We start from the raw sequence: 18955 nt of genomic DNA on the forward strand, positions 1-18955 counted from the left end.
GCTGAATCCATGAACACGACCATTCGCAAAATCGGCAATTCCGAAGGCGTGATCCTGCCCAAGGAAATTCTCGATCACCTACATCTGAAGGCCGGCGATCAGCTTGAGATCGTCGAAACGAGCAAGGGCATCGCCCTTCGGCCAGTGGACGACAGCTTCGAGCGGCAGATGGAAGCTGCTCGCCAAGTCATGGACAAATACAAAGTGGCGCTTCAGAAGCTCGCCGAATGAGCTGGGAGTTCCTGAGCCGGCGTGCGGTCGAAGCGATGCACGCCGAGCAGTTGCGTCGGCACGGCGGAGCGCACGGTTTGAGGGATGAGAATGCCCTCGAATCGGCGCTCGCCCGAGCCGAGAACAAGGCGAACTATGGTGATCCATCGATCGAGGATCTGGCCGCCGCCTATATCTTCGGCATCGCCAGAAATCACGCCTTTGTCGACGGCAACAAGCGCACGGCCATCGTCGCCGCCGGCGCGTTCCTGATTGTCAACGGCTATGTGCTGACGGCCGACAACGGCACGATCTATGAGTTCGTCATGGGGGTTGCCGCCGGCGAGATCGGCGAGGCTGGTGCTGCGGCGTTCTTCCGCGACCATGTCATTAACATGAAGGCCTGAAGCCCTTCGCTTTTGAATTTGCGCGACATGCATTAGTTGTCGGAGAGCTTCACAATCTCCCATTCCCTGCCATTGACCACGGCAATCTCGCCGACCTTCTTGCCGAACAGGGCCAGGGCCATCGGTGAAACATGGGAAATCGTCCCCTTGGCCGGATCGGCCTCATCCTCGCCGACGATCTTCCAGTGTACTTTCCTGCCGTCTTCGCCTTCCAGCGTGACGCCCATGCCGAAGCGAACCAGGTCGCTGCCCGGTTCCGGCACCGAAAGCTCGGCGCTTTCACGCCGTGCGGTCCAGTAGCGCAGGTCGCGCGAGATAAGCGCGATGCGCTCGCGGTCGGCCCTCTTCTCCGCTCTGCCCAGATCATCGCGCAGGGCCGCCAGTTCGGCGTCGATCAGCGCCAGGCCGCGTTGCGTCACCAGATTGCGGTGGTGGCTGATCGGCCGCTCGCCGATGCCGGCGATGGCGTTTTCGCTATCCTCTTCGCGCGTGAAGGCTCTGCTCATCAGTCGAGCTTATGCCTCGCGCGGCGACTCCACAAGCTATTGCCGGCAAACCGGATCTGCCGATTCGGTCTGGCACGATTCCTGCGGCGCGACGGCCAAATCAGACCATCGGGCGCAATCATATGAGCTGAATGCCGGTTCTAGTTCAGTGCGGCCGTGGGCCTGACAGCACCGACCTTGGCGCCGATCCGGCTTTTGACGGGCGGATGTGCCTGTTCGATCAGTTTCGCCGCCAGCGCCTTTTCGTCACGCAGGAGCCTGGCGATGCATGCGGCGACCATGACTTCCGCCGCGCGGCCGGCGCCATCGTCGCATTTCAGCGCAATGCCAAGGCCTAGCTCGGGAAGTGCCGCGCAATAGACGCCTTCGGCTCCTCCCTTCACAAAAATCCGCCCGGGTGCGGTCTCCATCAGCGCAACATCAGCCCGGCCCGTGCCGGCGACCAGAAAGGGCTCAGCCATGCAGGCGGAAATGAGCCGCTTTGCGGCCTTGGCGCGAATGGGTTCAAAGCCGATACCTGTGGCCATGCGGGCAAAGCCGAGCGCGAAGCTGCGCAGCGGCACGGCATAGGTCGGGATCGAGCAGCCGTCGGTGCCGCAATGATCGACATCATGGGCAGCACCGGTCACCGCTTGCATTGCATCGCGCACCATCTCCTGCGAGGCATGGCCTGATTTCACATAGCCGCGATGGGCGACGCCGGCGTGGACGCAGGTGCAGAGGAAGCCCGCATGCTTGCCAGAACAATTGTTGTGCAGCGCGTTTGGCAAATTGCCGGTGCTGGCCAGCGCAACGGTCGCGTCATGGCTCGACGGCCAATGCGCGCCGCATTCCAGCGCCGCCAGGTCCAGCCCGGCCTTGGCCAGCATCGCCCGCGCCAGTTCGACATGCGCCGCCTCGCCGGAATGTGAAGCGCAGGCCAGCGCCAGTTCGCGGTCGCCGAAACCGTACGCATCGGCCGCGCCGCTTTCGACCAGCGGCAGAGCCTGGATCGCCTTGACCGCCGAGCGCGGAAACACCGGGCGAGCCGTATCGCCGATTTCCAGGAACGGCTTGCCATCGGCATCGAAAACCGCAATGGCGCCACGATGCGCGCTCTCGACCACGGCGCCGCGCAAAACTTCGACCAGAACCGGATTTGTCATGATTTCCCCGCTAACGCATGACCTCGAAAATCGAATCCGATTTTCGAGGTCATGCGTAAAATCAAAGTGTTACAGCGTCCTTTGCGCGCCCGGAAGGGCGCGCGACGCTGTAATGCGGGCCGCTTTTATCTGATCCGATCGAGAATGGAAACGTAGTTGGCGACCGCGGCACCGCCCATATTGAAGATGCCGCCGAGCTTGGCGCCCGGCACCTGGATGCCGCCGGCCTCGCCGACGAGCTGCATGGCGCTCAGCACATGCATAGAAACGCCGGTGGCGCCGATTGGATGACCCTTGGCCTTCAGCCCGCCTGACGGATTGACCGGCAGCCGGCCGTCCTTCGCCGTCTCGCCGTCCAGCGCCAGTTTTGCGCCCTCGCCCGGTCTCGCCAGGCCCATCGCCTCATATTCGATCAGTTCGGCGATCGTGAAGCAGTCATGCGTCTCGACGAAGGACAGATCGTCGAGGGTCACACCGGCCTTGTTCAGCGCCTGGTTCCAGGCCTGCTCGCAACCCTCGAATGCCAGGATGTCACGCTTCGACATCGGCAGGAAATCCTGCACATGCTCGTTGGCGCGGAAAGCGACGGCACGGCGCATCTTCAATGCCGTCGCGGTGTCGGCGAGCACGAGGGCGGCGGCGCCGTCCGAGACCAGCGAGCAGTCGGTGCGCTTCAGGGGACCGGCGACGAAGGGGTTCTTCTCGCTCTCGTGCCGGCAGAACTCATAGCCGAAATCCTTGCGCATCTGCGCGTAGGGATTGTCGACGCCGTTCCTGTGGTTCTTGGCGGCGATCATCGCCAGCGCGTCCGACTGGTCGCCATAGCGTTGGAAGTAGGCTTGCGCGATCTGGCCGAAAACGCCGGCGAAGCCTGCCGGCGTGTCGCCCTCCTCGGGCAGATACGAGGCCTTGAGAAGATTCCTGCCGATTTCCGGACCTGATGTCGTCGTCATCTGCTCGGCGCCGACCACCAGCACGATGCGCGCCGCATTGGCGTCGATGGCGCGGATGCCTTGCCTGACCGCCGCCGAGCCGGTAGCGCAGGCGTTCTCGACGCGCGTCGCCGGCTTGAAGCGCAGCCGGTCGTCGGCCTGCAGGACCAGGCTTGCGGTGAAATCCTGTGCGGAAAAGCCGGCATTGAAGTGGCCGAGCACGATCTCGTCGACCTCGTCCGGACCGATGCCGGCATGATCGAGCGCCTCGCTGGCCACCTTGGTGATCAGGCCCTCCAGCGTCTCGCCTTCGAGCTTGCCGAAGCGCGAATGCGCCCAGCCGACGATGCATGCGGTCATGATTTCCTCCATCCTGCGGGCCGGGCTACGCGATGTCGCGGCGCGCTATCGACATTGTTCAAGAATGAACCGTTCCAGCGTCTTCGTGAAGGGGCCAGCACCACACAATCGCTTGATCTCGTTATCTGGTCACGGCGGCTGACTTTTGCCACCAAATCGCGTCGGATTTTTATTGATTGATCCGTCAATAAAAAATAATCTTGCCGCAACGGACCGGAGCAAAGATGCCGAAAATCGGAATGGAGCCGCTGCGCCGCAGGGCGCTCATCGACGCGACGATCTCGGCGATCGGCGAGCGCGGTTCGCTTGATGTGACGATGTCGGAAATCGCCGGGCGCGCCGGCGTGTCCTCGGCGCTCGCCCATCACTATTTCGGCGCCAAGGACGAACTTTTGCTGGCGACGATGCGGCATATCCTGGCCGAGCTGACCGCCGACATGCGACGCGCGCTTCGATCGGCCAGCACGGCACGCCAGCGCGTTTCGGCCGTGGTCGCGGTCAATTTCTCCGACGCTCAGTTCCAGCCGGAAACGATAGCCGCCTGGCTCGCCTTCTATGTCGAGGCGCAGAAATCGCCAGCGCTGCGCCGACTGCTCAAGGTCTATGCGCGCCGCCTGCATTCCAATCTGTTGAGCGGGCTGACCGGCATCCTGCCGCGAAGCGAAGCCGACCGCGTCGCCGAGGCGACAGCGGCGCTGATCGACGGCCTCTACATCAGGCGCGCGCTGAAGGACGGCGTGCCCAATGCCGCGACCGCGATCGCGCTGATCGAGGACTATCTCGAAACGAAACTCAGCCGGCGGAGCGCGCAGTGACGTCCAAGCGACCGAATTTCCTGATCGTCATGGTCGATCAGCTCAATGGCACATTGTTCCCGGATGGGCCGGCGGACTTCCTGCATGCGCCGCATCTGAAGGCACTGGCGGCTCGTTCGGCACGCTTCAACAACAACTACACCGCCTCGCCGCTCTGCGCGCCTGGCCGGGCCGCGTTCATGAGCGGCCAGTTGCCTTCGCGCACCGAGGTCTATGACAATGCCGCCGAATTTGCCTCTTCGATTCCGACCTATGCGCACCATCTGCGCGCCGCCGGCTACCACACCTGCCTGTCCGGCAAGATGCATTTCGTCGGGCCGGATCAGTTGCATGGCTTCGAGGAACGGCTGACCACCGACATCTATCCGGCCGATTTCGGCTGGACGCCGGATTATCGCAAGCCCGGCGAGCGGATCGACTGGTGGTATCACAATCTCGGCTCGGTAGCCGGCGCCGGCGTCGCCGAGATCACCAACCAGATGGAATATGACGACGAAGTCGCTTTTCACGCGGTGCAGAAGCTTTATGATTTCGCCCGCGTCTCGGACGATGCCGCGCGCCGGCCGTGGTGCCTGACCGTCTCCTTCACCCATCCGCACGACCCCTATGTCGCCCGGCGGCGCTATTGGGATCTCTACGAGAACTGCCCGGCGCTCGAGCCGGAAGTGGGCTTCGTCCCCTACGACGAACAGGATCCGCATTCGCAGCGGCTTTACCGCGCCAGCGACTATGACAGTTTCGACATCACCGGCGAGCAGATCCGCCGCGCGCGGCGCGGCTATTTCGCCAGCATCTCCTATCTCGACGACAAGGTCGGCGAATTGCTGTCGGTGCTCGAGCGCACGCGGATGCTCGACGACACGATCATCCTGTTCTGCTCGGATCACGGCGACATGCTCGGCGAGCGCGGCCTTTGGTTCAAGATGTGCTTCTTCGAAGGCTCGGCGCGGGTGCCGCTGATGATCGCCGGAAAAGACATTTCGACCATCCTGATCGATGCACCGGTCTCCAATCTCGACGTCGCGCCGACGCTTTGCCACCTCGCCGGCATCGACATGAGCGCGATTGCGCCATGGACCGACGGGCAGTCGCTGCTGCCGCTGCTCGACGGCAAGGAACGCACCGCACCGGTGCTGATGGAGTATGCGGCCGAAGGCTCCAACGCGCCGGTGGTGGCGATCCGCAAGGGCCGTTACAAATTCATCCATTGCGAGATCGATCCGCCGCAACTGTTTGATCTTGAATCGGATCCGCGGGAATTGACCAACCTCGCCGCCGACCCGGCGCACGCGGCTTTGGTGGCTTCTTTCACCGACAAGGTCCGGGCGCGCTGGGACATGGCTGCCTTCGATGCCGCCGTACGCGCCAGCCAGGCGCGCCGCTGGGTGGTCTATCCGGCGCTGCGCAACGGCACGCATTACCCCTGGGAATTCCAGCCGCTGCAGAAGGCCTCGGAGCGTTACATGCGCAACCACATGAACCTCGACCTGCTCGAAGAGCAGAAGCGCTTTCCGCGAGGCGAATGATGACAACCCTTGTCCCCTCCCTCGATCACCTCAAACAGGCCTATGCCGTCACCGCCAAGGCGACGCAGATCACGCCGCTGCTGGAGTCGGCGGCCCTGGCCAGGGAGACCGGCGCCGCGCGCGTCTTCGTCAAGCCGGAGTCGCTGCAATGGGCTGGTTCCTTCAAGGTGCGCGGCGCCTATTGGCGGCTGAAGCGGCTTCCGTCCGATGAAGCCCGGAAGGGCGTTGTCGCCTATTCCTCCGGCAATTTCGCGCAAGGGCTGGCCGCCGCCGGCCAGGCGCTGGGCATTCCGGTGACCATCGTCATGCCGATCGACGCGCCGGCCGCCAAGCGCGACGCAACGACCGGCTATGGCGCGCGCGTGGTGCTGACCGACCATGGCGAGCGCGCGCGTGAGGAGGTTGCCGCGGCCGCGGCGCGCGAGATCGCCGAGACCGAGGGGCTGGCGCTGCTGCATCCGTTCGACGACCCCGAGATCGTCGCCGGCCAGGCTGGTGTCGGGCTGGAGGCACTCGAGCAACTCGATGCCAGGGATGCCAGTGTCGATCTGCTGTTCTGTTCAGTCGGCGGCGGCGGGCTGATCGGCGGCGTTTCGCTGGCTTTCCACTACCTGTCGCCGGCGACCGAGATCATTGCCGTCGAGCCGGAAGGTTTCAACGGCATGGGCGCGTCGCTGGCGCTTGGCGTCATCGAAACCATGCCGATCGGGCCGAAAACGATATGCGACGGGCTGATGGCGCGCAGGCCCGGCGACGCGCCATTCGCGGCGGTCAGGACCGCGGGCGTTCGCGGCATCACCGTCGACGATCAATCGGTGCGCGGCGCGATGCGCATCGCCTTCGAACGGTTGAAGCTGGTGCTGGAACCGTCGGGCGCTGCATCACTGGCGGCGCTGCTCGGCTGCAAGATCGATGTGAGCGGCAAGACCGTGCTCGTGGTGGCAACCGGCGGCAATGTCTCGCTCACCGATTTCATGACGCATATGAACGATGGGCGCATATGAACCATGCTTGAAGCGGATTTCGTCATCATCGGTGCCGGCTCGGCCGGCTCGGCCCTCGCCTACCGGCTGTCTGAGGATGGCAAATATTCGGTGATCGTCATCGAATTTGGCGGCAGCGACATCGGGCCGCTGATCCAGATGCCGTCGGCGCTGTCGATCCCGCTCAATATGAGCCTCTACGACTGGGGCTTTGCCAGCGAGCCGGAGCCGCATCTCGGCGGCCGCGTGCTGGCGACGCCGCGCGGCAAGGTCATCGGCGGCTCGTCCTCGATCAACGGCATGGTCTATGTCCGCGGCCACGCCCGCGATTTCGACCATTGGGCCGAACAGGGCGCGGCTGGCTGGGGGTTTGCCGACGTGCTCCCCTACTTCAAGCGCATGGAGGACGCCAATGGCGGCGAGAATGGCTGGCGCGGCCACGGCGGCCCGCTGACCGTGCAGCGCGGATCAAGGACCAATCCACTCTACGGCGCCTTCGTCGAGGCAGGCCGTCAGGCCGGCTTCGAGCTGACCGACGACTACAACGGCGCGAAGCAGGAAGGCTTTGGGCCGATGGAGCAGACCATTCGCGGCGGCCGCCGCTGGTCGGCGGCGAGCGCCTATCTCAGGCCGGCGCTCAGGCGGAAAAATGTTAGCCTGATCAAGGGTTTCGCCCGACGGGTGATCATCGAGAATCAACGCGCCGCCGGTGTCGAGATCGAAGTGCGCAGACGGATTCAGGTGATCAGGGCGCGACGTGAAGTGATCGTTGCCGCCTCCTCGATCAATTCGCCCAAGATCCTGATGCTGTCCGGCATCGGCCCGGCCGAACATCTGAAGGAGCATGGCATTCCGGTGATCGCCGACCGGCCCGGCGTCGGCCGCAACCTGCAGGACCATATGGAGCTCTATATCCAGCAGGAATCGACACAGCCGATCACGCTGAATTCGGTGCTGAACCCGTTCTCCAAGGCGCTGATCGGCGCGCAATGGCTGTTCTTCAAGTCGGGCCTCGGCGCAACCAACCATTTCGAGGCGGCCGCCTTCGTGCGTTCGCGCGCCGGCATCGACTATCCCGACATCCAGTATCATTTCATCCCGGCGGCGGTCCGCTATGACGGCAGGGCGGCGGCGAAGGCACATGGTTTCCAGGCGCATGTCGGGCCGATGCGATCGAAGTCGCGCGGCTCCGTCACGCTGCGCTCGCCGGATCCCAGGTCGAAGCCGGTAATCCGCTTCAACTACATGTCGCATCCGGACGACTGGATCGAGTTCCGCCACTGCATCCGGCTGACGCGCGAGATCTTCGGCCAGTCGGCGTTCGACCCTTATCGCGGCAAGGAAATCTCGCCGGGCGCGCAGGTGCAGTCGGACGACGATCTCGACGCCTTCATCAGGGATCACGCCGAAAGCGCCTATCATCCTTGCGGCACCTGCAAGATGGGCCGCAAGGATGATCCGATGAGCGTCGTCGATCCGCAATGCCGTGTCATCGGCGTCGACGGGCTGCGGATCGCCGATTCCTCGATCTTCCCGCGCGTCACCAACGGCAATCTGAACGCGCCGTCGATCATGACCGGCGAAAAGGCCGCCGACCACATTCTCGGCCGCACGCCGCTGGCGCCGTCCAACCAGGAACCATGGATCAATCCGCGCTGGCAGGTGTCGGATCGATAGAGCAACGTGCGTCCATTTCGGAAGCGCTCTATCGCTTTTTTAGTCCTCGCATCGTGCTTTCCGAAAATCGATTCCGATTTTCGGGCCGATGCGATAAGCCATGCACCGGTGGTGTCCGCCCGCCGGTCCCGGCGAAAGACAGTTTGGAGAAGCTCCCATGCGCGCCCAGCCCAAGGCATCGCACTATGTCAACGGCCGCTACATCGACGATGAGCAAGGTGCGCCGCTGCCGGTCATCTATCCGGCGACCGGCGAGACCATCGCGATGCTGCGTTCGGCGACGCCGAACGTGCTGGAACTGGCGATCGAAGCAGCGCGTGCAGCACAACCGGCCTGGGCGCGGCTGAAGCCGGTCGAGCGCGGCCGCATCCTGCGCCGCGCCGCCGACATATTGCGCGCGCGCAACGCCGACCTGGCGCGCATCGAGACGCTGGATACCGGCAAGGCGATCCAGGAGACGCTGGTGGCGGATGCGCCGTCGGCAGCCGACTGCCTCGAATATTTCGGCGGCGTGGTCGCAGCCTTTAATGGCGAGTCCGTCGATCTCGGCGGCCCCTTTGCCTATACAAGGCGCGAGGCGCTGGGCGTCTGCGTCGGCATCGGCGCCTGGAACTACCCGATCCAGATCGCCGGCTGGAAATCGGCGCCGGCACTCGCCATGGGCAACGCCATGGTGTTCAAGCCGTCGGAGAATACGCCGCTGTCGGCGCTGGCGCTGGCCGAAATCTACACCGAGGCCGGCCTCCCCGACGGGCTGTTCAACGTCGTGCAAGGCTATGGCGATGTCGGCGCCGCCCTCGTCGGCCACGATGTCGTGGCCAAGGTCTCGGTAACCGGCTCGGTGCCGACCGGCCGCAAGGTGCTGTCGCTCGCCGGCTCGAAGATGAAGCATGCCACCATGGAGCTTGGCGGCAAGTCGCCGCTGATCGTCTTCGACGATGCCGACCTCGAAAACGCCATCGGCGGCGCCATGCTCGGCAATTTCTATTCGACCGGCCAGATCTGCTCCAACGGCACGCGGGTGTTCGTTCAAAAGGGCATCCACGACCGTTTCGTCGAACGGCTGGTCGAGCGGACCAAAAAAATCCGTATCGGCGATCCGCTCGACCAGGAAACGCAGATGGGACCTTTGGTCTCCAAGGCCCAGCACGAAAAGGTCATCCTCTATATCGAGGCCGGCAAGCAGGATGGCGCTGTCCTCGCCTGCGGCGGCAATGTGCCTTCGCTGCAAGGTTTCCAGGGCGGTTTCTTCATCGAGCCGACTGTCTTCACCCATGTCACCGACACCATGCGCATCGCGCGCGAGGAGATTTTCGGGCCTGTCATGAGCGTGCTGAAATTCGACGGCGAGGACGAGGTGATCGACCGCGCCAACGATACCGAATTCGGCCTTGCCGCCGGCGTGTTCACGCGCGACCTGCCGCGCGCCCACCGCGTCATCGCCGAGCTGCAGGCCGGCACCTGCTGGATCAACGCCTACAACCTGACGCCCGTCGAAATTCCCTTCGGCGGCTTCAAGCAATCCGGCATCGGACGAGAAAACTCGCTTGCTGCGTTGGCACTCTATTCGCAGTTGAAGTCGGTCTATGTCGAGACCGGCGACGTCGCGAGCCCCTATTGAGGCTCATCGGCGCCGCCGTCCGGAGACTTTAGAACGTCTGGTTGTAGGCGCCGACCTCAGGGCTGCGGCGCAGCACTGCATCGACGGCTTCGAACATCTGCCGGCGCCGCTCCGGCGACACCGGGCTCTCCACCACGACGACAAGCTCCGGCTTGTTCGATGACGCCCGCACCAGGCCCCAGGTGCCGTCCTCGGCAACGACGCGAACGCCATTGACGGTGATCAGCTCGGCGATCTTCTGGCCGGCGAAGATGGCGCCGTCATGCTTCATGGCCTGAAAGTCGGAAACGACCCGCTCGACCACGCCATATTTCAGTTCGTCGGCGCAGTGCGGCGACATGGTCGGCGTGCCGAAGGTCAGCGGCAGGTCGCGATAGAGATCGGCCATGCTGCTTTTGGGGCTGCGGTCCAGCATCTCGCAGATGGCGATGGCTGTGATCAGACCATCATCATAGCCACGCCCGATCGGCGGGTTGAAGAAGAAATGACCGGATTTCTCGAAACCGGCGATGGCGCCAAGCTCGGCCACGCGCCGTTTTATGTAGGAGTGGCCGGTCTTCCAATAATCGGTGACAGCGCCATCGGCGCGCAGGGCGGCGTCGGTGTTGAACAATCCGGTCGACTTGACGTCGACGACGAAGGTCGAGCCGGGATGGAGACGGGAAATATCCCGCGCGAGCATGACGCCGACCTTGTCGGCGAAGATCTCGTTGCCTTCGTTGTCGACCACGCCGCAGCGGTCGCCATCGCCGTCGAAGCCGAGCCCGACATCGGCGCCTGTTTCCAGCACCTTGTCGCGGATCGCGTGCAGCATCTTCATGTCTTCGGGATTGGGATTGTAGTTCGGAAACCTATGATCGAGCTCGACATCGAGCGGGGTCACCTCGCAGCCGATCCGCTCCAGCGCTTCAGGTGCAAAGGCGCCGGCGGTGCCGTTGCCGCAGGCGGCGACCACCTTGAGCTTTCTCGATATGCGTTTGTCGCGGGTCAGGTCGTCCAGATAGGTCTTGCGGAAATCCGCAACGAAGTCATAGGAGCCGCCGCCGACAAGGTCGAAGTCGCCGGCAAGCACGATCGCCTTCAATGCGCTCATTTCCTCCGGACCGAAGGTCAAGGGGCGCGCCGCCCCCATCTTGACGCCGCTCCAGCCATTCTCGTTGTGCGAAGCGGTGACCATGGCGACGGACGGCGTGTCGAGCGCGAACTGGGCGAAATAGGCCATCGGCGACAGCGCCAGCCCGATATCCCTAACCCGCGCGCCGGCGGCCATCAGCCCGGAAACCAGCGCCAGCTTGATCGCCAGCGAATAGGAACGGAAATCATGCCCGGTCACGATGTCCGGCCCGGCGCCCAAACGCCGGATCAGCGTGCCGAGCCCCATGCCGAGCGCCTGGACACCGATCAGGTTGAGCTCCGGCGGCTCGGCAGAGCCCGGATGGCCGAACCACCAGCGCGCATCATACTCACGAAAGCCGGACGCCTTGATCAGCGCCGAGGTTTCAAACTCGAAAGTGTTGGGAAGGGCTTCGCTAACAATCTTCAGGGACAAGACAGCAACTCCAAACGGCTGGATTCAGACTGGTTTCAACGCAGGTGGCCACGCCTATAGCACGAGCCGTTAAGCGGTGTTTATCCCGCAGGGAACTGAAACCTGTATGACGTTAAGGCGAAACGGCAAGAAATGCGACAGAAGCGCTGCCATTGGCGCTTGCAGGAACGAAGTACGGCGGCTATAAGCCCGCGGTCTGGTCACGGAGTGTAGCGCAGCCTGGTAGCGCACATCGTTCGGGACGATGGGGTCGCAGGTTCAAATCCTGCCACTCCGACCAGAAAAAACAAGCACTTAGCATTTCCCGAAAATCACCTCCCGCCCGAAACCCCGCCCGAAACTCACTGGCAAGCCCAATCTTTTGCGCGGATTTCGGGCGTGACCTCCATGCCGTATCGGCCGCGGTTAATGCGCCATAAGGATCGGCATCGACGGGTCGTCAAGCATCGAGATGGTGACGCCGCCGAAGATGCGCTCACGCAACCGGGAATGACCATAGGCGCCCATCACCATCAGGTCGGCGGCGATGTCGAGCGCGTGCCGACGAAGCACCTCGACGACTGAACGGTCCAGGCTGGGCAGCCGGTCGACCGTGACATTCACGCCATGCCGCGCGAGATAGGCGGCGGCGTCGGCTCCGGGTTCGGCCCCGTGGTCGTCCTCCACCGGATCGACCATGACAAGGTGCACCTCATCGGAGCCTGGCAGCATATCGACGGATTCGCGGACGGCTCGCGATGCCTCCAGACCGGCGTCCCAGGCAATCAGCACGCGTTTCGGCTTCAGGGTCGGCCGCGACCCCTCGGGGATGAGCAGCAAAGGCTTTCCCGAAGAAAACAACACGCCTTCGATCGCTTTGCTTTTCAGCGTTTCGTTGGCAAGCAGCTCCGGTCCAATAACCGTAATGTCGGCGTAGCGGGCACGGCGGCCGATGGTTTCGTCGACCCAGCCGGCTTCCGGATGGTCGCTGCAGACATCGGCCGAAGGCGCCCTGCCGGCGAGAAAAGCCGACAGGTCAGCAGTTCGCTTCTTCAACAGATTCTCGTCGGCCTGACGCTTTTCGAGCCAGGCTCCTGAGACGACCGCGGCATACTCTCCGACTGGCGGCGGCGCAGCAATGGCAACGACCAGAACGGCAAGATGGGCGCCGATTTCGTTGCACAGGTCGGCGGCGAGATTGAGATCACCGTCTCCGGTGTTCGGTCCCGTAACGGTGAGTATCGTCCTGAAAGCCATGGTGGCTGCTCCCGGTTCTGCATCAAAGCCCTATCGTCGCTCAACAATAGCGAGACGGCTCGGCGCGCTGCTAGCGCTGAGTCAAGAACGCCACCGGTCATCATTTGATCCGTATCAACATGCCCACAGGCCGACGCAACAGGTTTCAGGCCGCCGGAGGACGCCGAGAAATATCGCCTGAACGCCGGGGCAGCAGCATCACGGAACGCATCCGTGGCCTGGCTGGTTATATCCAGACGCTGCGGCAGCAAGGGCCCGATGGCGCGGAATTTCAGCGACCTCGTCGCTGGCTTCCACAGGTACGAACAGAGAGGCGTCCGATGATCGTCGAGGATCAGCAATCCGTGGCCGCGATGTTGATGAACCCTGCAGCATATGGCGAGAGCGGACCGGTCGAGGCGATCGAAACCCATATCTCGCGTATCTTCCTCGTTGGCCAGCGCGCCTACAAGATCAAGCGAGCGGTCAGGCTGCCCTATGTCGACTTCTCGACCCCGGCGCTGCGGCTCGCCGCTTGCGAAAAGGAGGTCGAGCTCAACTCCAGGACTGCCCCCGGCCTCTATCTAGGGGTGCGGCGCATCACCCGAGAGGCCGGCGGCGAGCTGGCCTTCGACGGAAGCGGCGAACTGGTCGATGCGGCGATCGAGATGGTCCGCTTCGATCAGTCGAAGCTGCTCGACCGAATGGCAGTCGGTGGCGAACTGACGCCTGCGCTGATGACGGATGTCGCGCGCATGATAGTGCGCTATCATCGCGGCGCGCCGGAGATCCACAGGGGCAGCGGATCCTCGAACCTGGCAGGCGTGCTCGCCATCAACGAAGCCGGCTTTGCCACCAGCCATGTTTTCGAGCAAGCCGAGATCGAGGCATTCACCGGGGGTTTCCGCACCGCCCTCGCCCGTCATTGCGAACTGCTCGACCGGCGGGAGACGGCAGGCAAGATCCGGCGATGCCATGGCGACCTGCATCTGCGCAACATCTGTCTCTTCGACGGAGAGCCCCGCCTCTTCGATTGCATCGAATTCAATGACCAGATCGCCAGCATCGATGTGCTTTACGACCTGGCCTTCCTGCTGATGGACCTCTGGCATCGCGGCTTTCCGGAACTCGCCAACCTGGTGATGAACCGCTACCTCGACAAAGCAGACGACGAGGACGGCTTCATCCTCCTGCCGTTTTTCATGGCAGTGCGGGCCGCGGTGCGCGCGCATGTCACCGCAACCCAGGTCGAGGAAGCCGGTGACGATTCCGGCGGCCTGGTTGCCGAGGCCAGATCCTATTTCGAGCTTGCCCGAACACTTCTCCAGGAAAAGCCGCCGCGGCTGATCGCCATCGGCGGGTTGAGTGGTTCCGGCAAGACGGCCGTTGCCGAGGCACTCGCCGCGGATGTTGGCGCGCCGCCCGGCGCACGCATTGTCGAAAGCGACCGCATCCGCAAAGCCCTGCATGGGGTGCCGGCCGAGACGAAACTGCCGGACAGGGCTTATCGACCTGAGGTGTCGGACCGCGTCTACAGCGAAATGGCATGGCGCGCCGACTTGATCCTTGCCGAAGGCGGTTCGGTGGTCGCCGATGCCGTCTTTGACAGGCCGGCCGATCGCGAGCGCATCGAGACGGCGGCAAATAGCAGAGACGTTGCTTTCGCCGGATTCTGGCTGGAGGCGGATCCGCTCGTTCTTTGGCAGCGCGTGAGCGAGCGCAGGGGCGGTCCTTCTGATGCCACGGTCGATATCTTGTCGCGGCAATTGCAGCGACAGGCCACCCCGTCCACCTGGCGCAAGGTCGACGCCGATCGAAAGCTCGCCGATATTGCCGCAGAATTGGCCAAGGTTTCGGACGCGGCCGCTTCTGCGCGGGATGCTCCACTCAAGACCGCATCCTGACGGCGACGAACGATGCGCACAAAGATGGACAGATGGACATGACACGGGAAAAACTGGTGGTTTGCGGCAAATGCGGCGGGGTCAATCGCCTGCCGCCGGGACGCGATGCCGGGGACGCGAAATGCGGAAAGTGCGGCGCAAAACTGTTCTCGGGTCACCCGGCAGACGTCGATGCACAGAGTTTCGATCACCAGGTCACGCGAAGCAGCCTCCCCGTCGTCGTCGATGTATGGGCACCATGGTGCGGCCCGTGCAAGATGATGGCGCCGGCCTATGAAGCGGCAGCCAACGAACTGGAGCCGCATGTTCGCCTGATCAAGCTCAATTCCGACAATGAGCAGGCCGTTGCAGCCAGGCTCGGTATCCGCGGCATCCCGACCATGATCCTCTTCCACGAAGGGCAGGAGGTCGCGCGCACATCCGGCGCAATGACGGCGGGACAAATCGTCAGGTGGGTCCGCGATCACCTGCCGGCCGCAGCCTGAAAGCCGCCACTGCGTGGACTTCGCTGATCGCCGTGCCCGGCACGGCGGGCGACCTGATGGCCGATGCTGAGCACAGAAGCCATACGATGACCTGAAGACATCCTACTTCCAGGCGAAAATTTTCATACGATGACCTCGCTTTTGGCCCGCACTGGGAGTATGGATCCTCAGGATCCGGAAAAGTTGGGAGGACCCATGCAGCAGGCCGAACATCGAACGTCTCGGCGGTCGTTCGTCTCTCAGGTTGCCGATGCGCTGCGCGGCCAGATCGAAGCCGGCTTCTATGCGCCTGGCGACAAATTGCCGACAGAACCGGCGCTGATCGACCGGTTCGGGTTCAGCCGCACGGTGGTCCGGGAGGCCATCGCCGCGCTTCGCGCCGACGGGCTGGTGGAATCGCGGCAAGGCGCCGGCGTCTTCGTTCTCGGCCCGAAACCCGTCGACGAGGGATTGAAGCTGTTTACCGACGAAACGAACAAGATCTCGGACATCATCGAAGAGCTCGAACTGCGCATCGGCATCGAAGTCGAGGCAGCCGGCCTTGCCGCCGCCCGCAGTTCGCCGGCGCAAGAGGCCGAAATCGAGGCCCAGGTCGAAAGGTTCGCCGACCTCATGGCGCAAGGCCAACCCACCGACGATGCGGACTTCCAGTTCCACATGGCGATTGCCGCCGCAACCAACAACGCCAGGTTCAAGGCTTTCCTCGAACATGTCGGCCGGCGGATGATCCCGCGGGTGAAGTTCAAGACGATGATGGGCGGCGTCGACCCCTTGCCCAATCGCGACCATCCGATTCTGCAGGAGCACAGGGAAATCGCCGATGCGATCCTGGCCCGCGACCCGGAAAAGGCGCGTGAGGCGATGCGCCGCCATTTGGTGACCGGGATAAAGCGCTATCGCGCCCTCACCGTCCGGCGCCCGACAAATCAGGACAACACCGGCGGTTGACTCGTCCGGAAACTCATCATATGAATCCAGGACGGCATCATATTAATTTGTGGGATGAGTTTTTTGTCGCCAGATGAAATCAAATCGCGTGTTGCTTCAGGGCTGCTGTCGTTTCCGGTCACGCATTTCAACGAGGATTTCAGCCTCAATCTCGAAAGCTATCGCGCGCATGTCGCATGGCTGTCGGGGTTCGGCGCCGCTGCCCTGTTCGCGGCCGGCGGCACCGGTGAATTCTTCTCCCTGTCGCCGGAAGAGGTCGCCGACGTTACCCGCGCGGCCAAGGATGCCTCGGGAGACGTGCCGATCATCGCCGGCTGTGGCTACGGCACGGCGCTTGCCACGGAGATCGCCCGCCGCGCCGAAGCTGCGGGCGCCGACGGTCTCCTGCTTCTGCCGCACTATCTGATGGAGGCCTCGCAAGAGGGGATTTTTCGGCATGTCAAAGCCGTGTGCCAGTCCACCGGCCTCGGCGTCATCATCTACAACCGTGCCAACTCGGTCGCCAATGCCGACACGGTTGCCCGCCTTGCTGACGCGTGCCCAAACCTCATCGGCTTCAAGGACGGCACAGGCAAGGTCGATCTTGTCCGCCACGTCACCGCAAAGCTCGGCGATCGGCTCTGCTACATCGGTGGCATGCCCACACATGAGCTGTTCGCCGAGGGCTTCAACGGCGCCGGCGTGACGACCTATTCCTCCGCGGTCTTCAACTTCGTGCCGGAATTGGCCCAGCGCTTCTACAGGGCGATGCGGACAGGTGATCGCGCTGCCATGGAAGAAATCCTGCACAGCTTCTTCTTCCCGTTCGCGGCTTTGCGCGATCGCGAGCAAGGTTATCCGGTGTCGATCATCAAGGCAGGCGTCGAACTCATCGGACGAACACCCGGCCCGCTTCGGCCGCCGCTGACGGATCTGAAGCCGCAGGAGAAAGACGTGCTGCGCGGACTGATCGAGAAGATCGCCGCCTAGCCGCCGCAGATCGGCAAATTGTCGGCCGAACGGGATGAGGAGGATCGTCTCGCGCGACAGCCAAAACGGAAGATCCCAAATGGAAGATCCCCAATGGAAGATCAAGGGAGGAGTGACATGAATAGAAGCGTGCATACGATTGCAGCTGTCGTAATGATGACCGCTGCCGTGCCATCGGCCGTCGCACAGGAAGCGGCGCAGGAGATCCGTATCGTCCTGCCGGAGCAGCCGGCCAATCTGGAGCCCTGCGGCACCATCATCACCAATGTCGGCCAGATACTCAGCCAAAACGTGGTTGAATCGTTGACCGTCATCGATCCGAACAGTGGACAGCCCCAGCCGAAACTGGCGACCGAGTGGACCAGCGTGGACCCGACCACCTGGCGGATCAAGCTGCGCGAGGGCGTCAAATTCCAGGACGGAACCGAACTCAATGCGGATGCGGTCATCTTCTCCATCAACAGGATGATCAGCGGCAAGCTTACCTGCAGCAACATTGCGAAATTCGGCGATGCCAAACTGACGCTGACGCCGGTCGACAACCTGACCGTCGAAATAAAGTCGGACAGGCCCGAGCCCATCATGCCAACGCTGTTGAGCGTGGTCATGATCGTCTCGCCGAAGACGCCGGTCGACCAGGCGGTGAACGATCCGGTCGGCACCGGCCCGTTCACGCTGTCGACCTTTTCCCCGCAGACCGTGGTGCTGGACGCGTTCGACGGCTATTGGGGCAACAAGCCGCAGATCACCAAGGCAACCTATGTCTGGCGACCCGAATCCTCGATTCGAGCCGCCATGGTGGAGACCGGGGAAGCCGACCTGACACCGTCGGTTGCCATCCAGGACGCCAGCAATCCGGAGACGGATTTCGCCTACCTCAACTCCGAAACCACCGCCATCCGTATCGATACCGCCGAGCCGCCGCTCAATGACCTGCGCGTGCGCAAGGCGCTCAACCTGGCGATCGACTGGGAAGGCCTTGCCCAGTTGTTCGGCGACGACGTCAAGCGTGCGTCGCAGATGGTCGTCTCCGGGATCAACGGCCATGACGATGCGCTCGAGCCCTGGCCGTATGATCCCGAAGAGGCGAAAAGACTCATCGAAGTGGCGCCCGCGCCGCGGGTGTCGCGGTCGATACCGAGATCAAGCTCATCGGGCGAAACGGCATCTATCCGAACGGCGCCGAAGCGATGGAGGCAATGATGACGATGTGGCAGGATGCCGGCCTCAACGTCAAGCTTACCATGCTCGATGTCGCCGACTGGCTGCGCTATCTGCAAAAGCCGTTCCCGGCGGAGCGCGGCCCCAATCTCCTGCAGATGATGCATGACAACAACAAGGGCGATGCGGCCTTCACTGTGCCGATCTTCTATCGATCGAGCGGCAGCTACTCGACCTTGGCCGATCCGGCATTCGACAAGCAGATAGACGAGGCACTGGCGGCGACCGGCGAAGCCCGCACCAACAGCTTCAAGGCGATCTTCGGCAAGGCCCGCAACGAAGTGGCGGCGGACATCCCGATGTTCCACATGATCGGCTACACCCGCGTTGGCACCAGGCTGGAATGGAAGCCCGATATCACCACCAACAGCGAAATACCGCTGGCCAATATCGCCATCAAAGACTGAGCGATACGGGGGCGCCAGGCCGATCGTCGCCCTGCGCCCCTGATCCGTTGCCTCCGCCGATATCCGCCGAAGGGC

The 18955-nt window shown here is 63.2% G+C and carries 16 protein-coding genes, 1 tRNA gene and 1 pseudogene; 13 read left to right on the forward strand and 5 right to left on the reverse strand.

Going from position 1 to position 18955, the window contains the following annotated elements; all coding sequences use genetic code 11:
• Window positions 1-9: 9 nt before the first annotated feature.
• Both JG739_RS23210 and JG739_RS23215 read left to right on the forward strand, forming a co-directional pair.
• Complete coding sequence (locus JG739_RS23210; protein WP_202363551.1) at window positions 10-231, forward strand: AbrB/MazE/SpoVT family DNA-binding domain-containing protein; 222 nt, start codon at window positions 10-12, stop codon at window positions 229-231.
• Window positions 228-617 carry a type II toxin-antitoxin system death-on-curing family toxin gene (locus JG739_RS23215; RefSeq protein ID WP_202363552.1) on the forward strand — a complete coding sequence of 130 codons (390 nt, stop codon included), beginning with the start codon at window positions 228-230 and terminating at the stop codon, window positions 615-617. The genes JG739_RS23210 and JG739_RS23215 overlap by 4 nt, the downstream gene beginning before the upstream one ends.
• Before the next feature lie 32 nt (window positions 618-649).
• Here the strand turns inward: JG739_RS23215 and greA are convergent, their stop codons facing one another.
• The 3 genes from greA to JG739_RS23230 all read right to left on the reverse strand — a co-directional run bounded on the left by greA (window position 650) and on the right by JG739_RS23230 (window position 3560).
• Window positions 650-1123 (reverse strand): transcription elongation factor GreA, encoded by a 474-nt coding sequence (gene greA, locus JG739_RS23220; RefSeq protein WP_202363553.1) that lies wholly within the window; start codon window positions 1121-1123, stop codon window positions 650-652.
• A 140-nt stretch (window positions 1124-1263) separates the two neighbouring features.
• On the reverse strand, window positions 1264-2268 hold the full coding sequence (locus JG739_RS23225; RefSeq protein WP_202363554.1) for an asparaginase: 1005 nt from the start codon (window positions 2266-2268) through the stop codon (window positions 1264-1266).
• Window positions 2269-2393: 125 nt separating this feature from the next.
• Window positions 2394-3560 (reverse strand): acetyl-CoA acetyltransferase, encoded by a 1167-nt coding sequence (locus JG739_RS23230; RefSeq protein WP_202363555.1) that lies wholly within the window; start codon window positions 3558-3560, stop codon window positions 2394-2396.
• A gap of 224 nt (window positions 3561-3784) precedes the next feature.
• Here JG739_RS23230 and betI point away from each other — a divergent pair, with 224 nt between their 5' ends.
• From betI to betB, 5 genes are all read left to right on the forward strand, one after another.
• Window positions 3785-4375, forward strand: a complete 591-nt coding sequence (gene betI, locus JG739_RS23235) for a choline-binding transcriptional repressor BetI (protein ID WP_202363556.1) — start codon at window positions 3785-3787, stop codon at window positions 4373-4375.
• Window positions 4372-5901, forward strand: coding sequence for a choline-sulfatase (betC, locus tag JG739_RS23240; RefSeq protein WP_202363557.1), 1530 nt, complete (start codon window positions 4372-4374; stop codon window positions 5899-5901). The genes betI and betC overlap by 4 nt, the downstream gene beginning before the upstream one ends.
• A complete protein-coding gene (locus JG739_RS23245; RefSeq protein WP_202363558.1) occupies window positions 5898-6905 on the forward strand; it encodes a threonine/serine dehydratase in 1008 nt (335 codons plus the stop codon). Before betC ends, JG739_RS23245 begins: the two co-directional genes overlap by 4 nt.
• A 3-nt stretch (window positions 6906-6908) precedes the next feature.
• A complete protein-coding gene (gene betA / locus JG739_RS23250; protein WP_202363559.1) occupies window positions 6909-8561 on the forward strand; it encodes a choline dehydrogenase in 1653 nt (550 codons plus the stop codon).
• Window positions 8562-8718: 157 nt separating this feature from the next.
• Window positions 8719-10182 (forward strand): betaine-aldehyde dehydrogenase, encoded by a 1464-nt coding sequence (gene betB / locus JG739_RS23255; protein ID WP_202363560.1) that lies wholly within the window; start codon window positions 8719-8721, stop codon window positions 10180-10182.
• 28 nt (window positions 10183-10210) lie between these two features.
• Here the strand turns inward: betB and JG739_RS23260 are convergent, their stop codons facing one another.
• Window positions 10211-11731: a phosphomannomutase/phosphoglucomutase gene (locus JG739_RS23260; protein WP_202363561.1), complete on the reverse strand. Its 1521-nt coding sequence runs from the start codon at window positions 11729-11731 to the stop codon at window positions 10211-10213.
• 203 nt (window positions 11732-11934) lie between these two features.
• Between JG739_RS23260 and JG739_RS23265 the strand changes: the two genes are divergently transcribed.
• Window positions 11935-12011, forward strand: a tRNA-Pro gene (locus tag JG739_RS23265).
• Window positions 12012-12136: 125 nt separating this feature from the next.
• Here the strand turns inward: JG739_RS23265 and JG739_RS23270 are convergent.
• Complete coding sequence (locus tag JG739_RS23270; protein WP_202363562.1) at window positions 12137-12967, reverse strand: universal stress protein; 831 nt, start codon at window positions 12965-12967, stop codon at window positions 12137-12139.
• A 320-nt stretch (window positions 12968-13287) separates the two neighbouring features.
• On the opposite strand from JG739_RS23270, the gene JG739_RS23275 reads away from it, so the two are divergent.
• The 5 genes and pseudogenes from JG739_RS23275 to JG739_RS23295 all read left to right on the forward strand — a co-directional run bounded on the left by JG739_RS23275 (window position 13288) and on the right by JG739_RS23295 (window position 18880).
• The gene (locus JG739_RS23275; protein ID WP_202363563.1) at window positions 13288-14850 is read left to right on the forward strand and encodes a bifunctional aminoglycoside phosphotransferase/ATP-binding protein; all 1563 of its coding nucleotides are present in this window, start codon (window positions 13288-13290) and stop codon (window positions 14848-14850) included.
• A gap of 38 nt (window positions 14851-14888) precedes the next feature.
• Window positions 14889-15335, forward strand: a complete 447-nt coding sequence (gene trxC, locus JG739_RS23280; RefSeq protein WP_202367592.1) for a thioredoxin TrxC — start codon at window positions 14889-14891, stop codon at window positions 15333-15335.
• Window positions 15336-15530: 195 nt separating this feature from the next.
• A complete protein-coding gene (locus tag JG739_RS23285; protein WP_128168011.1) occupies window positions 15531-16283 on the forward strand; it encodes a FadR/GntR family transcriptional regulator in 753 nt (250 codons plus the stop codon).
• A gap of 63 nt (window positions 16284-16346) precedes the next feature.
• On the forward strand, window positions 16347-17252 hold the full coding sequence (gene kdgD, locus JG739_RS23290) for a 5-dehydro-4-deoxyglucarate dehydratase (protein ID WP_202363564.1): 906 nt from the start codon (window positions 16347-16349) through the stop codon (window positions 17250-17252).
• Window positions 17253-17369: 117 nt separating this feature from the next.
• Window positions 17370-18880 (forward strand): annotated as a pseudogene (locus tag JG739_RS23295) (ABC transporter substrate-binding protein).
• Window positions 18881-18955: the final 75 nt, after the last annotated feature.

The organism is Mesorhizobium sp. L-2-11 (assembly GCF_016756595.1).
Lineage (GTDB): Bacteria > Pseudomonadota > Alphaproteobacteria > Rhizobiales > Rhizobiaceae > Mesorhizobium.

Bases quoted from the DNA above. Each gene is read 5' to 3' on its own strand.
- JG739_RS23210 (WP_202363551.1), top strand. From the start codon at position 10: ATGAACACGACCATTCGCAAAATCGGCAATTCCGAAGGCGTGATCCTG.
- JG739_RS23215 (WP_202363552.1), top strand. From the start codon at position 228: ATGAGCTGGGAGTTCCTGAGCCGGCGTGCGGTCGAAGCGATGCACGCC.
- greA (WP_202363553.1), bottom strand. From the start codon at position 1,123: ATGAGCAGAGCCTTCACGCGCGAAGAGGATAGCGAAAACGCCATCGCC.
- JG739_RS23225 (WP_202363554.1), bottom strand. From the start codon at position 2,268: ATGACAAATCCGGTTCTGGTCGAAGTTTTGCGCGGCGCCGTGGTCGAG.
- JG739_RS23230 (WP_202363555.1), bottom strand. From the start codon at position 3,560: ATGACCGCATGCATCGTCGGCTGGGCGCATTCGCGCTTCGGCAAGCTC.
- betI (WP_202363556.1), top strand. From the start codon at position 3,785: ATGCCGAAAATCGGAATGGAGCCGCTGCGCCGCAGGGCGCTCATCGAC.
- JG739_RS23245 (WP_202363558.1), top strand. From the start codon at position 5,898: ATGATGACAACCCTTGTCCCCTCCCTCGATCACCTCAAACAGGCCTAT.
- betA (WP_202363559.1), top strand. From the start codon at position 6,909: ATGCTTGAAGCGGATTTCGTCATCATCGGTGCCGGCTCGGCCGGCTCG.
- betB (WP_202363560.1), top strand. From the start codon at position 8,719: ATGCGCGCCCAGCCCAAGGCATCGCACTATGTCAACGGCCGCTACATC.
- JG739_RS23270 (WP_202363562.1), bottom strand. From the start codon at position 12,967: ATGGCTTTCAGGACGATACTCACCGTTACGGGACCGAACACCGGAGAC.
- JG739_RS23275 (WP_202363563.1), top strand. From the start codon at position 13,288: ATGATCGTCGAGGATCAGCAATCCGTGGCCGCGATGTTGATGAACCCT.
- trxC (WP_202367592.1), top strand. From the start codon at position 14,889: ATGACACGGGAAAAACTGGTGGTTTGCGGCAAATGCGGCGGGGTCAAT.
- JG739_RS23285 (WP_128168011.1), top strand. From the start codon at position 15,531: ATGCAGCAGGCCGAACATCGAACGTCTCGGCGGTCGTTCGTCTCTCAG.